The sequence below is a fragment of the Corynebacterium jeikeium genome (assembly GCF_028609885.1).
Classification (GTDB): Bacteria; Actinomycetota; Actinomycetes; order Mycobacteriales; family Mycobacteriaceae; genus Corynebacterium; species Corynebacterium jeikeium.
In genome coordinates this window covers 1,628,705-1,645,477 of record NZ_CP063195.1, presented here as the reverse complement: position 1 = coordinate 1,645,477, position 16,773 = coordinate 1,628,705, and the positions used below count along the sequence as shown (strand labels likewise).

Here is a 16,773-nt window from a genome sequence, read left to right as displayed (position 1 = left end):
AGCCAAGACCGATAACAGGGAAGAAACGACAGGGAAGTTATGACGAACAAGGTTCTGAACCACTGGACCGGCCTGATCAACATGTACCGCGATCGGATGCCGTTCGCGAAGGACTGGGAGCCGGTGACCCTCAACGAGGGCGGCACTCCGTTGCTACGCGCGAACTACCTGTCGGAGATCACCGGCTGCGATGTTTACCTCAAGATCGAGGGCGCCAACCCCACCGGTTCCTTCAAGGATCGCGGCATGACCGTTGCCGTCACCGACGCTTACCACAAGGGCCAGAAGGTTCTGATGTGCGCCTCGACTGGCAACACCTCGGCTTCCGCCGCTGCCTACGCAGCTCGCGCCGGTCTGAAGTCCGCCGTGCTGATCCCAGAGGGCAAGATCGCCCAGGGCAAGCTCGCACAGGCTGTCATGCACGGTGCACAGATCATCCAGGTCCGCGGCAACTTTGACGACTGCCTCGAGCTGGTGCGCAAGACCACTACCGAGTTCCCGGAGATCGCCCTGGTTAACTCAGTGAACCCAATGCGCATTGAGGGGCAAAAGACCGCCGCGTTTGAGATTGTGGATTGTCTTGGTGACGCCCCCGACGTTCACTTCCTGCCAGTCGGCAACGCGGGCAACATCACGGCGTATTGGAAGGGCTACTCCGAGTACGCAGAAGATGGCGTTTCCACCCAGCGTCCCGTGATGAAGGGTGTGCAGGCAGCAGGCGCTGCTCCACTGGTCAAAGGCGAGCCCGTGCTGGAGCCGGAGACGATCGCCACCGCGATCCGCATCGGTAACCCGGCTTCTTGGCAGCAGGCAGTTGCCGCCAAGGAGGAGTCGGGTGGCGACTTCCGCGCTCAGACCGACGAGCAGATCCTGGAGGCCTACCGCACCATCGCAGGACGTGAGGGCATCTTTGTTGAGCCGGCATCTGCGTCTTCCGTTGCGGGCCTGCTGGATGCTCATGCCAACGGCGAGTTGACCGCAGGACAGCGCATTGTGTGCACCGTTACCGGCCACGGCTTGAAGGACCCGACGACCGCTCTGTCTCAGATGCCGGAGCCCACCGTCACGGACGTGGATCCGCACGCCGTTGCAGACAAGCTGGGTTTGAAGTAATGGGCGTCGAAATTCCCGTTGGCCGCAAGGCCACCGTCAAGGTACCTGCGTCGACTGCCAACCTGGGGCCTGGTTTCGATACCCTCGGCCTGGCACTGGGCTTGTACGACTACGTGACGGCCGAGGTTATCGAGTCCGGCCTGGAAGTCGAGGTCACCGGCGAGGGCGAGGGCGAAGTTCCGTTGGACGAGCGCCACTTGGTGGTGCGTGCTCTGCGCGCAACGCTGAAGGAAGCCGACGTGACTGTTCCAGGGCTGCGTGTGAGCTGCACGAACTCCATCCCGCAGTCTCGTGGCCTGGGTTCTTCGGCTGCCGCGGCGACGGCCGGCGTGGCGGCTGGTAATGGCTTGGCAGGGTTCACGCTAGATGATCAGGCGCAGGTGCAGATTGCCTCCACCTTCGAGGGGCACCCCGATAACGCGGGGGCTTCAGTACTGGGCGCGGGTGTTGTCTCTTGGACCAATACTCCCATCGACGGGGTATCTGCACCGGCCTACCACGCCCGCCGCATCGACGTGCACCCGGACATTAAGGCCACCGCATTCATCCCGGACTTCCACGCCTCGACGGAGGCGATCCGCCGCGTGCTGCCGTCCGACATTAGCCACGTGGATGCCCGCTTTAACGTTTCCCGCACGGCGGTGATGACCGTCGCGTTGCGCGACGATCCGGACCTGCTATGGGAGGGCACTCGCGACCGTATGCACCAGACCTACCGAGCCGAAGTGCTGCCGGTGACTGCTGAGTGGGTAAACCGCTTGCGCAACCTGGGCTACCCGGCGTTCCTTTCGGGCGCGGGCCCGACGATCCTCGTGCTGAGCACCGAGCCGGTGGACAATGCATTGGTCGAAGAGGCCCGAGGCCGCGGGATGAAGGTCCTGGAGTTGGGTATCGCCGGGCCGGTCGAGGTGGATGTCACCGGATAAGACCGGAAACTAATCCTGGGCGCTAGCCGGAGCGGAGGATTGCTGCCTCTGACTCCGGCTTTTCTGTATCAATCCGAATAGCATCGGGACGACGGAGAAGGCGACGAGACCGAGGAAGATGGCCTCGATATTGTTGCGCACAAACTCTACACCGCCGAACAGTGATCCCAGGTAGACGATGCCGCTGGCCCACAGCACACCGCCGATGATGTTAAAGACAATGAACGTGCGGTAACGCATGCCTGACATTCCAGCTACTAGCGGGGCATAGGTGCGCACGAAGGGCACGAAGCGGCACAGGATGATCGTGATCGAACCGTACTTTTCAAAGAACGCTTCGGAGCGGTGCAGGTGCTCTTGCTTAAAGAAACGTCCGTCCTTCCGATTGCGTAGCGCAGGGTGGAAGCGGTGGCCAATCCAATAGCCCACCTGGTCACCCAGGATCGCCGCGATCGGGGTAATCAGCAGCACCTGCCACAGAGGTGCGAAGCCATCGGGTTGGCTGGCCAGCAGGCCTGCGGTGAAGAGTAAGGAATCGCCGGGCAAGAATGGGAAGAATAGTCCGGATTCGATGAAGATAATCGCAAAAATGGCGGGCAGGATCGCCGCGCCGAAAGGTCCGGAACCCGAAAGCAGATACATCGGGTCGAACCATTGCGGCCCGAGGGCCAGCACAGTTACATCGGTCATGCAGGAAAACGCTACTCTACTTTGCCCGGTAATAGTTAGAGTGGCGCCTGTTAAAAGCTAGCGAATTTACTCTCAACCAGCCCGGAGTGACTCTTGCAGCCCTTCAAGGCGCACCCTAGACCGTGATGATGTCGAATTTCCCCTCGCGGAAGTGCTGGCGCAGGTCCTTCTTGTCGAACTTATCCACGCTGGTCTTGTCGATGTGATCCACGAAGGTCCAGTTCTCCGGCACCATCCAACCGGGCACGCGCTCGCGTAACTCTTTAGCCAGTTCTTGTGCGGTTTCTGCCGTCCACGGGGTTCCTTCGGCCACAACTACCACTGCCAGCGGGCGCTGCCCCCATTTTTCTGATGGGATGCCGATCACCGCGGCTTCGATCACGGCTTCCGGTTCCAACAAGTAGTTTTCCAGCGCTGCAGAGTAGATCCATTCACCGCCAGAGCGAATGATGTCGGCCTTGCGGTCGTGAATTGTCAGGTAGCCGTCCTTATTCACGGTGGCGATGTCGCCGGTGCGCAGCCAGCCATCCTCGGTAAAGCGCGGGCTGTCGTCCTTATAGTACGAGGCTGTCACCGTGTTGCCGCGTACCTGCAGCTCGCCTTCGTTGCGGTCGTTGGCTTCCAGCACATTGTCGTGGTCGTCGACGATGCGGTAGCGCATGCCCGCGTGAAAGCGCCCTTGGCTTTCGCGGTACTTAGCACGAGCAGCGCCGGCCACTCCGGCGGGTGGGTGGGCAACGGTGCCCACCGGGCCGGTCTCCGTCATGCCCCAGGAGTGGATGATGTCCACGCCGAAGCGCTCCTCCCAGGCATCGATCATGGCAGGGGAGACCTGTGAACCGCCAACGTAGATCTCCTGCAGGCTCATCTTCTTCGGGTGCTTCTTGGCGTAATGCACCAGCAGGCCGGTCCATACTGCCGGCGATCCGTGCGCTTGCCGCGGCATGGCGTCTTCGATTACGTGCGCCAGGTGTTCTGGAGTGGCGCTGCGTCCGGTAAACACGATCGGTGCGCCGGCCATAAAAGCTGCCAGTGGCACGCCCCAACTGAGTACGTGATAGATCGGCACGCAGCACAGGAAGCTAGTGCCGTTGCGGATGCTGAAGCTATCGGCGGCGCGCAGCTGCATGGAGTGCAGCCACAGCGCGCGATGGGAATAGACCACGCCCTTCGGCGGGCCCTCTGTACCAGTGGAAAAGCAGATAGCCGCCGGGTCAGTTTCTTCCACTTCGGGCCAGTCGAAGTCTGCGCTACGCCCATCCAACTCGGCCTCCAGGTTTAGGATGCGCAGGTGGCTCAAGCCGGGCGTGCCCTTTTCGCCCTGATCGTCCTGATCGCGCCGTGCTGTGGCGAGCTTTTGTACAGCTTCGGTGTCAGCGAAGTCCGGGCCGATCACCAGCACCGCTTCTACGCAGGGGCAGTCGGCTAGCAGCGGGATGATCTGTTCTTTACAAGCCGGGTCGAGAACCAGCACTTTCGGCGCGGCCTTGTTGATGATGTGCGTGATCTGGGTGTCCATGAGGTGCCGGTTGATGGGGTTAAACACCGCACCCATCGAGGCTACGGAGAGCAGCACCTCAAGGTGTTCGGTGCAGTTCGGCAGGACGGTGCCCACGCGGTCGCCCCGCTCGATGCCAAACTCGTCGCGCAGCATGTTGGCCATCGCGGCTGCGCGGATGCCGATGTGCAGGAAGCTAGTTTGTTCCGCAGCTTCGTCAAAATACGTGGTCACGGTGGTGTTTCGGTGAACGCTGGCCCCGTATTCCAGGATCCTCGCAACGGAAAGTGGGATCTCCTGCATCGTCGACTTCATGCAATTCAGCCTAGCCGTTAGGTACTCGCGGTGTGGGAGGTGCTATGGTTAGCTACGGAAGCCGGATGCGAGGCTCGTTTCTTTCTCTTATCTTTTTTACGACGCCACCCCGCGCTACACCCCGCCGCCAGTCACATCGTGGGACATTAAAGGTGGCAATCTTTCTGGAAGATTCCCGCAATCTTTGGGTTAATTTAAAAACTGTTGTCGAATACGCATGTCCGGCCGACCCTGGGGCTTCGCAGGCTTTTTGAAGGGGCTTTGAAGAAGCCGGACGTGAAAGGACTTTTGTGAGCCTGTCCGATATTTTGGCTCGTGGCCAAGCCAATGGCCTCGCCTCGTTGAAACTGCCGGAGCTGCGCCAGGTTGCAGCGGCACAGGGGCTGAAAGGCACCTCTGGTCTGCGCAAAGGTGAGCTGATCGCTGCCATCGAGTCCGGTGGCGCGTCTAGCGGCGGCGGAGCGCCCCGGAAGCCGCAGCCTGCTGAAGAAGCTGGGCCCAAGGAGGCCAAGGAGGCCAAGGAGCCCAAGGCACCGAAGGAAAAGCCGGTAGAGGAGGCGCGGGAGGGGCGTCACCAAGAAAAGCGACAAGAAGAAGCCGCAGGGGACGCTGAAAAGCGTGGCGGCGATCACGGTAAAGAACACCGCGAAGATCGCGAGAACAACCGCGACGAGAGCGAGCGCGATAACAATAATCGCGATGACAACAACCGCGATGAGAATAACCGCGGCAACCGCCGTAACCGTCGCAATCGTCGTAATCGCCGCAACCGTGGCCGTGACAACAACCGCGACGACAACCGCAACAGCAGCCGCGACAATAACCGGGATAACAACCGCAACAACAATGGCGGTGGCAACGGTGACGGCGGCAACAACGGCAACCACGGCAACAATAACCGTGACCCGAAGCCGGAAGAGCTGGCACCCGTCGCAGGTATCCTCGACTTTGTCGACGCGAACACCGCATTCATCCGCACCACTGGTTACCACGCTGGGGCGACGGACGTGTATGTACCGATCAACACGGTGCGCAAATACGGCATGCGCCACGGCGATGCAATCGTCGGCACGATTCGCCCGAAGAACAACAACAATAACGGCGGTGGGCGCGGACGAAACCGCCAGAAGTACACGCCGATCTACCAGGTAGAGACGGTTAACGGCCTGACCCCGGAGCAGGCGGCAGCGCGCCCGCACTTTGCGAAGCTGACCCCGCTGTACCCGAACCAGCGCTTGCGCCTGGAGACTGACCCGAAGACTCTAACCACCCGCGTGATCGACCTGATCATGCCTATCGGCAAGGGCCAGCGTGCGCTGATTGTCTCCCCGCCGAAGGCTGGCAAGACGACCATCCTGCAGGACATCGCCAACGCGATCTCCACGAACAACCCCGAGTGCTACCTCATGGTCGTCCTGGTGGACGAGCGCCCAGAGGAAGTGACGGACATGCAACGCTCCGTCAAGGGCGAGGTCATCGCCTCCACGTTTGACCGCCCGCCGGGGGAGCACACCAATGTCGCCGAGCTGGCCGTTGAGCGGGCAAAGCGCCTGGTGGAGCAGGGCAAGGATGTTGTTCTGCTGCTGGACTCCATCACCCGACTGGGCCGTGCGTACAACAACTCCTCGCCGGCCTCGGGCCGCATCCTGTCCGGTGGTGTGGATTCCAACGCGCTATACCCGCCGAAGCGCTTCCTGGGCGCTGCCCGCAACATTGAAAACGGCGGCTCCCTGACGATCATCGCCACCGCGATGGTGGAGACCGGCTCGGCCGGCGACACGGTGATCTTCGAGGAATTCAAGGGCACCGGCAACGCGGAATTGAAGCTGGACCGCAAGATCTCCGAGCGCCGTGTATTCCCGGCAGTGGATGTGAACCCGTCGGGCACCCGCAAGGATGAGCTGCTACTCAGCCCGGAGGAGGCGCGCATCATGCACAAGCTGCGCCGTATCCTGTCTGCCCTGGATTCGCAGGCGGCCATCGATCTGCTGATCAAGCAGCTGCGTAAGAACAAGACCAACCGGGAGTTCATGCTGCAGGTTGCCAGCTCCGCACCTCTGGCAGGCGAGGACGAGGAGGACTAAACCATGAGCCAATCACCGTCAGTCATCGATGACATTTTGGCCGAGTATCAGGGCCTGGAGATGCAGCTGAGCGATCCCGAGCTGCACAATGACCCGGCGGCGGCCCGCAAGGTCGGTAAGCGCTTTTCCGAACTGCAGCCGATCATTCAGACGCACCAGAAACTCGAGCAGGCCCGCGAAGACCACGAGGCTGCATCCGAGATGGCAGCCGAGGACAAGGAGTTCGCTGAGGAAGCCAAGCGACTGGAGGAGGAGATCGGCGAGCTGGAAGAGCAGCTGACCGACCTGCTGGCTCCGCGTGACCCGCACGACGGCGACGACATCGTTATGGAGATCAAGTCTGGCGCCGGAGGCGAGGAAGCCGCGCTGTTCGCTGGCGAACTGGCGCGCATGTACCAGCGCTACGCTGAGCGCCACGGATTTAGCACTGAGATCCTGGGCCTGAATGAGACCGACCTGGGCGGCGTGAAGGACATGACCCTGTCTATCCGTTCCAAGCAGCCCTCCCGCGACGGTGCGTGGTCGGAGTTCAAGTTTGAGGGTGGCGTGCACCGCGTGCAGCGTATCCCTGTCACGGAGTCGCAGGGTCGCATTCAGACCTCTGCAGCGGGCGTATTGGTGTACCCGGAACCCGATGAAGTCGAGGATGTGCACATCGACGACAAGGACATCCGCGTGGACGTCTACCGTTCTTCCGGTAAGGGCGGCCAGGGTGTGAACACCACGGACTCCGCCGTGCGCATTACTCACCTGCCAACCAACATTGTGGTGACCTGTCAGAAGGAGCGCTCCCAGATCCAGAACCGCGCCCGCGCGATGCAGGTTCTGGCTGCGCGACTGCAGCAGTTGAAGGAAGAGGAAGCCGAGGCCGAGGCAGCCGAGGGGCGCGCAGCGCAGATCCGCACCATGGATCGTTCCGAGCGCATCCGCACCTACAACTTCCCGGAGTCACGCGTCTCCGACCACCGCATCGGCTACAAGGCCAACAACCTGGATTCCGTCCTGGACGGAGACCTGGAGGCGCTGCTTGCAGCCCTGAAGGAAGCCGACCGAGCACGCCGGCTCGAGGCCGAGGACTAGCCGTTACCTAGCCACAGGTGAGGGCAGAACGGTAGGGCGGTAGGACGGCAGAACGTTGAAGATCAACCAGGCGATCCGCGAAGCCACCACACAATTGAGCGCGGCGGGCATCGACTCCGCTGCGGTCGACGCGCGGCTGCTGATGCGCTACCTGCTCGCGGAGACGGGCCTCTACAATGCTGCGCCCGGAACCGGCGCAGACCCGATGCCCCGCGTCGCCGTCGACCCTGGCGCCCTCTTTATGCGTGCCGACGATCCTGCCCCTAGCGCCTATGCCGACTGGGTGGCTCGTCGCGTCGCGCGCGAACCCCTTCAGCACATCGTGGGCTCCGCCCCTTTTTGCGGCCTTGACCTTTTTGTGGAGCCAGGCTGCTTTGTCCCACGCCCCGAAACCGAGTTGCTCGCCGACTGGGCCGCGCATTTCCTCACTGGCCGGCCCACGCCGCACGTGGTCGATCTATGCTGTGGCCCTGGCACGTTGGGGCTCGGAGTTTCTTTTCTTTATGACGCCCCCATCTCCCTAACCGGCTTCGAAATCTCTCCCGCCGCGCTGCGCCTGGCCGAGAAGAATGCTCGCCTAGTTCCGCAGGTCAACGCTACTTTCGTCCAGGCCGATCTGGCTGTAGATGATCCATTGGAGCCGCCAGCGACAAGGGACGTTTCCCCGGGGGCTTTCGCGCCCGCAGATGTGGTGGTGTGCAACCCTCCGTACGTACCGGAATCCACAGAGATTTCTCCCGAAGTGGCTGCCGACCCGCATGCAGCCGTGTTCTCCGGGGACGACGGGTTGGATCTCATGCCACGGGTACTGCAGTGGGCTGAGGCGCTGGGGCGCGCAGGTGGTGGCGTCGGAATAGAACACGACGACTCCAACGGCGCGCAGGTAGCGGCCATGATGCAGCAACGTGGCTGGCGAGACATTACTCAACACCGCGACCTGGCCGGTCGGCCGCGCTTCGTCACCGCCCTGCTACCGCAGTAGTACCGGCGATGGGGTTAAGGTAGAGCACGTAATAAATCAGCAAGAAAGGGCCGTAATGTCGAGAACCGTTGACGCAACCGATCCGCAGAACCGCGAGGCCGCGCTAGATGCTGCGGCGAATGCGGTGAAGGGCGGACGGTTGGTCGTATTGCCGACCGACACGGTCTACGGCATCGGCTGCGATGCCTTCGATAATGAGGCAGTGGCCGCCCTGCTGCGTGCCAAGGGGCGCGGCCCCGACATGCCCGTTCCCGTGCTGGTTCCTAGCTGGACCACCATCCAGGGGCTCGTACGCGAATACACCTACAACATGCGCAAGCTAGTCGAGGCCTTCTGGCCGGGTGGGCTGTCGATGGTTGTCCATCAGGCGCCCAGTCTGCCGTGGAACCTGGGGGATACCCGCGGCACCGTGATGCTGCGCATGCCCAACCAACCCATTGCGCTGGAGCTTTTGGAACGCACCGGCCCGATGGCCGTTTCCAGTGCCAATATCTCCGGCCAGCCGCCGGCGACGAATGTGCAGATGGCCGAGGACCAGCTGGGCGCGGACGTGACGACCTACATCGACGGTGGGGAAGCACACCACGGTGTGGCCTCCACCATCGTTGACCTGTCTTCCGGTCGCCCGCGCATCCTGCGCGAGGGGGCGGCAACCACCGAGCGCGTGGCCGAGGTTCTGGGCATGAGCAGTGCGGAGCTGCGGGGAGACGTCTAATGACCGTCCTTGCCCAGCCGGCTATCGGCGCAGGAATTCCCCTGCGCGAGTTGGTATTGGTGCTGCTCATTGCCTGTACGGTGACGTATCTGGTGACGGGCGTGGTGCGTTCGGTGATTCTGCGCTACGGGCGGATGGCCGCCCCGCGCGAACGCGATGTGCACCAAGTTCCCATGCCGCGTCTGGGTGGAGTGGCGATGTTTACGGGACTGGTCGTGGCCGTGGTTGTGGCGAACCAGCTGCCCGCGCTGACGCGTGGCTTTCCGCCGGTAACGCCAGATATGACGGCCGTGCTGATGGCCGCCTTCGTGATTGTGGTCGTCGGTGTAGTCGATGACCTCTACGACATTTCTTGGGTGCTGAAGCTCGGCGGGCAGATAGTTGGTGCCGTGGTGATGAGTCTGATGGGCCTCAGTTGGTACCTGTTTTATCTGCCGTTTGGGGACGGCACCACCCTGATCCTGGACCAGGTCCAGTCCACAATCCTGACGGCGCTTCTGACCGTCACCATCGTCAACGCCATGAACTTCGTGGACGGCTTGGATGGTTTGGCTGCAGGTTTGGGGGCGATCGCTGCCGGGACGATTCTGATCTATTCGCTTACTATCCTGCATGACCAGAGTGGCACCGTGGCGGCCTACCCGCCGGCCATAATTTCGGCAGCCCTTGTAGGAATTTGCATGGGCTTCTTGCCTCATAACTTTTCGCCCGCGCGAATTTTCATGGGGGATAGTGGCGCGATGCTGATCGGCCTTCTGTTGTCCGCAGCCTGCACGTCGGCCTCTGGGCGCATTAACGCGGCGCTGTATGGACCGGCGGATATGGCAGCTTTGCTGTCGCCGATGATCGTGGTTCTGGCAGCCCTGTCGATCCCACTGCTGGATCTGGTGATGGCAGTGGTACGGCGCGTGTCCCAGGGCAAGAGCCCTTTCTCGCCGGACAAGAAGCACCTGCATCACCGCCTGCTCCGCATAGGCCATAGCCAGAAGCGCGTGGTTTTGGTTTTGTACACCTGGGTTGGGGTAGTGGCTTTTGGCGCGGTAGGGCTTACCGTGTTGCCACTATCCGTGATGGCGATCTCCTTTAGTTTGTTGGTGATCGTCGCCATGACGGCGACGGTAGTGCCGCTGTGGCGGGAGAATCGGAAGTCGAACACAGCTCGGGTAAGCTAATCGCCATGACTGAGCCGACACAGAATAACGGTGCTGCAAAAGACGCTGTGGTAAACGACGCTACGGCGAACGGATCTGCGGGGGCTAAAGAGCTACCTGAGCTGAACGACGTATCCCAAGCTGGCGACCACGTTGGACCGCTGAAGGCTGCCATGCGTTCCGGAGCTCTTGCGCTGTTGGTGCTGGGCGCGCTTTCCCTATTGGTTTGGGGGCTTATCAGCGGCACTGAAGGACTGTGGGGAGCAGGTATCGGGTGGCTGGTCGGTGGCGGATTTATGCTGCTGACGGTAGTTATCGTGCTATTTAGCTCCAACACTTCGCCATCGATGACGATGGGCTTGATCCTAGGCAGCTGGCTGGTTAAGGCGGCTATGCTCCTGGGGATTCTGTTCTTCTTGAAGGACAAGACCTTCTACGACACTGCGGCGCTGGCCGTGACTGTGATTTTGAGCATGGTTGCCGTGCTGGCTATCGAGACCTTAGCGGTTACACGCACCCAGAAGCTCTACATCAGCTGACGGAAACTAGAGAAAGTATAGGAATGATTCCAAATGTTTCCGGAACCAAAACGTTGAAAACTACGACCAAGCGGGGGGACCCGCAACGTGTTTCACTTAGCGATTATCGAGATATAGCTGATATTGTTCTATCGGGCCATTTATTGGCACACGTATGTGTGAACAGTAGATACGGCACCGGCTGATTATGTAGGGACGTGCGACGGAGTCCCTCAGCGTCAGCCTAACTCTTCGAAAAGAGACCTCCATCGCACCGCAGTGATTCTGTGCAATCTTGCGGCCCAATCACGGGAGAGAACGCTGAGCGTAACAACCTTGGCCATGAAGGGCGAATTCCACGTACCTTCATTGGAACACGAATTCTTCCCGGGGCAAGTGGATAGCAACCAGCTGTGGTTCAGTGAGTTTGCCGGTGGAGCCTTCGCGCTCGACCGCCTCATGGTCATCCGTATTGTGATGATTCTTCTGGTTTCCGCATTCTTCTTCTTTGCAATGCGGAAGCCGAAGCTGATTCCGAGCGGCGTGCAGAACGTCGCTGAGTACTTCTTGGACTTCGTTCGGATTCACATCGCGGAGGATATCTTGGGCAAGAAGGAGGGGCGCCGGTTCCTGCCGATCATCGCCGCTATCTTCTTCACCGTTCTTGCCGTCAACATGTCGACGATCATCCCGTTCATGAACATTTCAGCCAGCGCTCGCGTGGGTCTGCCACTGGTGCTGGCTGTTGTTGCGTATATTGCATTCATCTACGCGGGTGTGAAGCGCTATGGCTTCGGTAAGTACATCAAGTCCTCGCTGATCATTCCTGGTTTGCCTTCTTGGCTTCACTTCATCGTGGCGCCAATCGAGGCATTCTCCACATTCGTCCTCCGTCCGGTAACGCTGACGATTCGTCTTATGGCGAATATGTTGGCTGGACACATCATCCTCGTCATGCTGTTCAGTGCCACGAACTTCTTCTTCTGGCAGATGAGCGGTTGGACTGCGGCTGCTGGCGGCACGATCCTCTTCGCGATCGCCTTCACCCTGTTCGAGCTCATGGTGATCTTCCTGCAGGCATACATCTTCTCCCTGCTGACCGCCGTGTACATCGAGCTGTCCCTCCACGCAGACGAGCACTAATTCGCCCCTTTTTAAGTACGCAAATGACCAAGCCGGACAACAATAGAAAATCTGCAACCGGCTGGTTCTCAGAAAGGTAATGGAAACCAAATGAACGACATCTTCCTCATCGCGCAGGACACCACCACCAAGTTCCAGGGCTTCGGCACCATCGGCTACGGCCTGGCTGCTATCGGCTCCGCTATCGGTGTGGGTAACGTTGCAGGTAAGACCGCTGAGGCAATGGCTCGCCAGCCCGAGATGGCCGGCCAGCTGCGCACCACCATGTTCCTGGGTATCGCTTTCGCCGAGGCGCTGGCTCTGATCGGCTTCGTCGCTGGCTTCCTGTTCTAATTTCAGTGCGATTGGCCGCTCTTTAAGAGCACTTTTTAACCACCGCACCAGAATCGAAAGCTGGAGACTATGACGAACACCTTTTTGCTAGCAGCTGAAAAGCTGCCGATGGAGGAGTCGGTAAACCCGCTGATCCCTCCGCTGTACGACATCGTCTGGTCCATCATTCCTTTTGCAGTCATCCTGTTTGTCTTCTGGAAGTTCGTGCTTCCGAAGTTCCAGGAAGTGCTGAATCAGCGCGAGGATCAGATCGAGGGCGGCATTCGGCGTGCCGAGTCCGCTCAGGCAGAGGCTAAGGCTGCCTTGGAGAAGTACAACGCTCAGCTTGCTGAGGCACGCACTGAGGCTGCACAGATTCGTGATGACGCCCGTTCCCAGGGCCAGAAGATCATCGCGGATATGAAGGCTCAGGCAACCGAAGAGTCCAACCGTATCGTCGAGTCGGGCCACAAGCAGCTCGAGGCACAGCGTTCCGCCGTTGTCACCGACCTGCGCAAGGAGATGGGCGAGAACTCCATCAACTTGGCTGAGCGCCTGCTGGGCGAGCAGCTGTCGGACGACGTGAAGCGCTCGGGCACCATCGATAACTTCCTCGCCGGACTGGACAACGTCGGCGCATCCGGGAAGTGATCGGTATGCACGCAGCGAGCCGAGAGGCACTTGAGCGCCTCGAGCAGACCCTGGACCAGGGTCTCAACGAGACCTCCGACAAAGTGGGCACCGGTGTGAACACCGGCACCGAGCTGTTCGACGTAGTCGAGCTGCTCGACAGTGACCGCGGCCTACGTGTCGCGCTGATCGACCCGGCGAGGGATACCAACACCCGCGTTGAATTGGCCAAGAGCCTGTTCGGCGGCAAGGTATCTGCCTCGACGGAAGAAATCGTGTCTGCTGCTGTATCCCAGTCGTGGTCCAACACTCGCGACCTGCGCGACGGACTGGTGAAGCTGGGCCGCCTGGCCCTGCTGCGCGCCGCCGACGCCCAAGGTCAACAGGATCGTGTTGAAGACGAACTGTTCCAGCTGGCCCGCATCATCGAGCGTGAGCCGGAGCTGGAGCTGAAGCTAGCTGACCGCGCCGCATCCCCGGATGCACGTCGCGACCTGCTGGCCAAGGTTCTCTATGGAAAGGTCACCTCCACGACCGAGGCACTGGCGCTGCAGGCAATTGGCCGTCTGCGTCAGCGTCCAGTCGAGGAACTTGACTCGTTGGTAGACGAGGTAGCTGCACTGGAAGGACGCACCGTAGCGCGTGTCCGTGCCGCAGCTGCCCTGGGTGAACAGCAGAAGTCGACTCTGTCGGACAAGCTGGAAAAGATTTACGGTCGCAAGATTGCGGTCCACTCCGAGGTTGATACCAGCCTCCTCGGCGGTGCCGTGATCCGCGTCGGACACGAAATTATCGACGGCAGCACTGCAGGTAACCTGCGGCGCCTCCGCGCGTCGATCGCTTAGGGCGTCATAAAAAGCGCTCCAAGAAACCGACAAAGACCAAGCAAGAAAATAGATGCTGGAAGACGAAACCGAGAGCAGGAAGAACATGGCGGAGCTGACGATCTCCTCCGATGAGATCCGTAGCGCGATTGCGAACTACACCTCGAGCTACTCCCCGGAGGCCTCCCGTGAGGAGGTCGGCGTGGTCACGGCGGCTGCAGACGGTATTGCCCAGGTAAGCGGCATGCCTTCTGTGATGGCTAACGAGCTACTCGAGTTCCCAGGCGGCGTGATTGGCGTCGCACAGAACCTCGACACCGACAGCGTCGGCGTCGTGATCCTGGGTAACTTCGAGACCCTCAAGGAGGGCGACGAGGTCAAGAGGACCGGCGAGGTCCTGTCCATTCCGGTCGGGGAGAAGTTCCTTGGCCGCGTTATCAACCCACTGGGTCAGGCCATCGACGGTCTGGGCGACATCGAGTCCGAGGAAGAACGTGCCCTCGAACTTCAGGCGCCCTCCGTCCTGATGCGTCAGCCCGTCGAGGAGCCGATGCAGACCGGCATCAAGGCTATCGACGCAATGACCCCGATTGGCCGTGGTCAGCGTCAGCTGATCATTGGCGACCGCAAGACCGGTAAGACCTCGGTCTGCATCGATACCATCCTGAACCAGCGCGACAACTGGGCAACCGGCGACCCGAAGCAGCAGGTTCGCTGCATCTACGTTGCTGTTGGCCAGAAGGGTTCCACGATCGCTTCGATCCGTAAGACCCTGGAAGACCACGGCGCGCTGGAGTACACCACCATCGTGGCAGCACCGGCATCCGACTCCGCCGGCTTCAAGTGGCTGGCACCGTTCACCGGCGCCGCACTGGGCCAGCACTGGATGTACCAGGGCAAGCACGTCCTGGTTATCTACGATGATCTGACCAAGCAGGCTGAGGCCTACCGTGCGATCTCCCTGCTGCTGCGCCGCCCGCCGGGTCGCGAGGCATACCCCGGTGACGTTTTCTACCTGCACTCCCGTCTGCTGGAGCGCGCAGCGAAGCTGAACGACGAGCTGGGTGGCGGTTCCCTGACGGCACTGCCGATCATCGAGACGAAGGCAAACGACGTATCTGCCTTCATTCCGACCAACGTTATTTCCATTACCGACGGTCAGGTATTCCTGGAGTCCGATCTGTTCAACCAGGGTGTCCGACCGGCTATCAACGTTGGTGTTTCCGTCTCCCGTGTTGGTGGTGCCGCACAGACCAAGGGCATGAAGAAGGTGTCCGGCTCCCTGCGTCTGGACCTGGCCGCATACCGCGACCTGGAGGCATTCGCTGCTTTCGCATCCGACCTGGACCCGGCTTCCAAGGCGCAGCTGGAGCGCGGTAAGCGCCTGGTCGAGCTGCTGAAGCAGAAGGAGACCGAGCCGCAGTCTGTCGAGGATCAGATGGTTTCCATCTACCTGGCTGGCGAGGGCGAGTTCGACGACGTACCGGTTGAGGACGTTCGCCGCTTCGAGTCCGAGCTGCTGGAGAACCTGCACGCTACCCACGGTGGCGTGTTCGAACAGATCAAGGGTGGCACCCCGTTCAGCGACGAATCCAAGGCCGAGCTGGCTGGCGCAGTCCAGGACTTCAAGCAGGGCTTCCAGACCACCGACGGCACCCCCGTCATCAACGAGCCGGAAGCTCGTCCGCTTGGCGACGACGAGGTCACCAAGTCTCAGATCACTGTCTCCCGCAAAACTCAGTAGGCGCGGAAGGTAAGTGAGCACAGTGACCACCAAAACCATTAATGAAACAGAAGGGAGGCGATAGTTATGGCTAGTCTTCGCGAGCTGAGGACACGCATCAAGTCCGTGAACTCGACCAAGAAGATCACGAAGGCCCAGGAGCTCATCGCCACCTCGAGGATCACGAAGGCTCAGGCACGTGTAGACGATGCAGAGCCTTACGCGGATGAAATCACCCGCGTGGTTCAGCGTCTGGCCGCCGCCAGCACCCTGGACCACAAGATCCTGCAGGAGCCGACGGATGCTTCCCGCGCTGCGATCCTCGTGGTTTCAAGTGACCGTGGCATGTGCGGTGGCTACAACAACAACGTCTTCAAGAAGACTGCAGAGCTGCGCAAGCGCCTGGAGAACGAAGGCAAGGACGTTGTTCTGTACGTCTCTGGTAACAAGGGCATCTCCTACTACAACTTCCGTGGCGAAGACATCGCAGGCGCCTGGTCGGGCTACTCTCAGGACCCCGATTATGCCGCTACTCACGATGTGCGTCGCCACCTGATTGACGGCTTCGTCGCTGGTTCCGAAGGAACCGCTAAGTGGCGCGAGGGCCTCAAGGCGGAAGAGGGGCAGGCTGTACAGGGATTCGACGAGGTGCACATCGTGTACACCCGCTTCGAGTCCATGCTGAGCCAGAAGCCAGAGGCACACCGACTGTTGCCGATCGAGACTGTGGTTGAGGAAGAGAAGTTCGAGCTCGGCGAGGATCTGGTCTCCGACAAGGTAGACCATATTGCTGCCGACTACGACTTCGAGCCCGACCCAGACACCCTGTTGAAGGCCTTGCTGCCGCAGTATGTCTCCCGAGGCATCTTCGCAGCAATGCTGGAGTCTGCGGCGTCGGAATCCGCAGCGCGTCGTACCGCGATGAGCGCAGCAACCGACAACGCGACCGACCTGGTCAAGCAGCTTTCTCGAGTTGCCAACCAGGCTCGTCAGGCCCAGATTACCCAGGAAATTACAGAGATCGTCGGTGGCGCATCCGCGCTCGCCGATAGCGGAGAAAGTGATTAAG

General features: G+C 60.7%; 16 protein-coding genes. 14 read left to right on the top strand and 2 right to left on the bottom strand.

The features are described 5' to 3' along the window. Nucleotides 1-39 precede the first annotated feature (39 nt). Both thrC and thrB read left to right on the top strand, forming a co-directional pair. Nucleotides 40-1,113, top strand: coding sequence for a threonine synthase (gene thrC, locus CJEIK_RS07280; protein WP_005293013.1), 1,074 nt, complete (start codon nucleotides 40-42; stop codon nucleotides 1,111-1,113). Continuing rightward, a complete protein-coding gene (gene thrB / locus CJEIK_RS07275) occupies nucleotides 1,113-2,039 on the top strand; it encodes a homoserine kinase (RefSeq protein WP_005293010.1) in 927 nt (308 codons plus the stop codon). The genes thrC and thrB overlap by 1 nt, the downstream gene beginning before the upstream one ends. Nucleotides 2,040-2,048: 9 nt before the next feature. Here the strand turns inward: thrB and CJEIK_RS07270 are convergent, their stop codons facing one another. Beyond that, the gene (locus tag CJEIK_RS07270) at nucleotides 2,049-2,729 is read right to left on the bottom strand and encodes a DedA family protein (RefSeq protein WP_005293008.1); all 681 of its coding nucleotides are present in this window, start codon (nucleotides 2,727-2,729) and stop codon (nucleotides 2,049-2,051) included. Nucleotides 2,730-2,844: 115 nt separating this feature from the next. After that, on the bottom strand, nucleotides 2,845-4,542 hold the full coding sequence (locus tag CJEIK_RS07265) for a long-chain fatty-acid--CoA ligase (protein ID WP_005293005.1): 1,698 nt from the start codon (nucleotides 4,540-4,542) through the stop codon (nucleotides 2,845-2,847). 290 nt (nucleotides 4,543-4,832) lie between these two features. Between CJEIK_RS07265 and rho the strand changes: the two genes are divergently transcribed. The 12 genes from rho (at nucleotide 4,833) to CJEIK_RS07205 (ending at nucleotide 16,772) form a co-directional block, all read left to right on the top strand. Next, nucleotides 4,833-6,626, top strand: a complete 1,794-nt coding sequence (gene rho, locus CJEIK_RS07260; protein WP_034964359.1) for a transcription termination factor Rho — start codon at nucleotides 4,833-4,835, stop codon at nucleotides 6,624-6,626. A 3-nt stretch (nucleotides 6,627-6,629) separates the two neighbouring features. Then, nucleotides 6,630-7,706 carry a peptide chain release factor 1 gene (gene prfA, locus CJEIK_RS07255; RefSeq protein WP_005292999.1) on the top strand — a complete coding sequence of 359 codons (1,077 nt, stop codon included), beginning with the start codon at nucleotides 6,630-6,632 and terminating at the stop codon, nucleotides 7,704-7,706. 55 nt (nucleotides 7,707-7,761) lie between these two features. Next, entirely contained in the window at nucleotides 7,762-8,688 is a 927-nt protein-coding gene (locus tag CJEIK_RS07250) for a N5-glutamine methyltransferase family protein (protein ID WP_005292996.1), read from the top strand. A 55-nt stretch (nucleotides 8,689-8,743) separates the two neighbouring features. Beyond that, complete coding sequence (locus CJEIK_RS07245; RefSeq protein WP_005292994.1) at nucleotides 8,744-9,403, top strand: L-threonylcarbamoyladenylate synthase; 660 nt, start codon at nucleotides 8,744-8,746, stop codon at nucleotides 9,401-9,403. Beyond that, entirely contained in the window at nucleotides 9,403-10,575 is a 1,173-nt protein-coding gene (locus CJEIK_RS07240; protein ID WP_005292991.1) for an MraY family glycosyltransferase, read from the top strand. Before CJEIK_RS07245 ends, CJEIK_RS07240 begins: the two co-directional genes overlap by 1 nt. Before the next feature lie 5 nt (nucleotides 10,576-10,580). Then, nucleotides 10,581-11,093, top strand: coding sequence for a Cg1360 family ATP-synthase-associated protein (locus tag CJEIK_RS07235; protein WP_005292988.1), 513 nt, complete (start codon nucleotides 10,581-10,583; stop codon nucleotides 11,091-11,093). Between the two features lie 321 nt (nucleotides 11,094-11,414). Then, on the top strand, nucleotides 11,415-12,215 hold the full coding sequence (atpB, locus tag CJEIK_RS07230; RefSeq protein WP_005292986.1) for a F0F1 ATP synthase subunit A: 801 nt from the start codon (nucleotides 11,415-11,417) through the stop codon (nucleotides 12,213-12,215). A 90-nt stretch (nucleotides 12,216-12,305) separates the two neighbouring features. Continuing rightward, nucleotides 12,306-12,548 carry an ATP synthase F0 subunit C gene (locus CJEIK_RS07225; protein ID WP_005292984.1) on the top strand — a complete coding sequence of 81 codons (243 nt, stop codon included), beginning with the start codon at nucleotides 12,306-12,308 and terminating at the stop codon, nucleotides 12,546-12,548. Nucleotides 12,549-12,617: 69 nt separating this feature from the next. Beyond that, nucleotides 12,618-13,178 (top strand): F0F1 ATP synthase subunit B, encoded by a 561-nt coding sequence (locus CJEIK_RS07220; RefSeq protein WP_005292982.1) that lies wholly within the window; start codon nucleotides 12,618-12,620, stop codon nucleotides 13,176-13,178. A gap of 5 nt (nucleotides 13,179-13,183) precedes the next feature. After that, nucleotides 13,184-14,002 (top strand): F0F1 ATP synthase subunit delta, encoded by an 819-nt coding sequence (locus CJEIK_RS07215; RefSeq protein WP_005292979.1) that lies wholly within the window; start codon nucleotides 13,184-13,186, stop codon nucleotides 14,000-14,002. An 85-nt stretch (nucleotides 14,003-14,087) separates the two neighbouring features. Further along, nucleotides 14,088-15,725 carry a F0F1 ATP synthase subunit alpha gene (atpA, locus tag CJEIK_RS07210; protein ID WP_011273820.1) on the top strand — a complete coding sequence of 546 codons (1,638 nt, stop codon included), beginning with the start codon at nucleotides 14,088-14,090 and terminating at the stop codon, nucleotides 15,723-15,725. A gap of 66 nt (nucleotides 15,726-15,791) precedes the next feature. Further along, nucleotides 15,792-16,772 (top strand): F0F1 ATP synthase subunit gamma, encoded by a 981-nt coding sequence (locus tag CJEIK_RS07205; protein WP_005292974.1) that lies wholly within the window; start codon nucleotides 15,792-15,794, stop codon nucleotides 16,770-16,772. The last annotated feature ends 1 nt before the right edge of the window (nucleotide 16,773 follow it).

Coding starts and splice junctions, on each gene's coding strand:
- thrC (WP_005293013.1), top strand. CDS start 40: ATGACGAACAAGGTTCTGAACCACTGGACCGGCCTGATCAACATGTAC.
- thrB (WP_005293010.1), top strand. CDS start 1,113: ATGGGCGTCGAAATTCCCGTTGGCCGCAAGGCCACCGTCAAGGTACCT.
- CJEIK_RS07270 (WP_005293008.1), bottom strand. CDS start 2,729: ATGACCGATGTAACTGTGCTGGCCCTCGGGCCGCAATGGTTCGACCCG.
- CJEIK_RS07265 (WP_005293005.1), bottom strand. CDS start 4,542: ATGAAGTCGACGATGCAGGAGATCCCACTTTCCGTTGCGAGGATCCTG.
- prfA (WP_005292999.1), top strand. CDS start 6,630: ATGAGCCAATCACCGTCAGTCATCGATGACATTTTGGCCGAGTATCAG.
- CJEIK_RS07245 (WP_005292994.1), top strand. CDS start 8,744: ATGTCGAGAACCGTTGACGCAACCGATCCGCAGAACCGCGAGGCCGCG.
- CJEIK_RS07240 (WP_005292991.1), top strand. CDS start 9,403: ATGACCGTCCTTGCCCAGCCGGCTATCGGCGCAGGAATTCCCCTGCGC.
- CJEIK_RS07235 (WP_005292988.1), top strand. CDS start 10,581: ATGACTGAGCCGACACAGAATAACGGTGCTGCAAAAGACGCTGTGGTA.
- atpB (WP_005292986.1), top strand. CDS start 11,415: ATGAAGGGCGAATTCCACGTACCTTCATTGGAACACGAATTCTTCCCG.
- CJEIK_RS07225 (WP_005292984.1), top strand. CDS start 12,306: ATGAACGACATCTTCCTCATCGCGCAGGACACCACCACCAAGTTCCAG.
- CJEIK_RS07220 (WP_005292982.1), top strand. CDS start 12,618: ATGACGAACACCTTTTTGCTAGCAGCTGAAAAGCTGCCGATGGAGGAG.
- CJEIK_RS07215 (WP_005292979.1), top strand. CDS start 13,184: ATGCACGCAGCGAGCCGAGAGGCACTTGAGCGCCTCGAGCAGACCCTG.
- atpA (WP_011273820.1), top strand. CDS start 14,088: ATGGCGGAGCTGACGATCTCCTCCGATGAGATCCGTAGCGCGATTGCG.
- CJEIK_RS07205 (WP_005292974.1), top strand. CDS start 15,792: ATGGCTAGTCTTCGCGAGCTGAGGACACGCATCAAGTCCGTGAACTCG.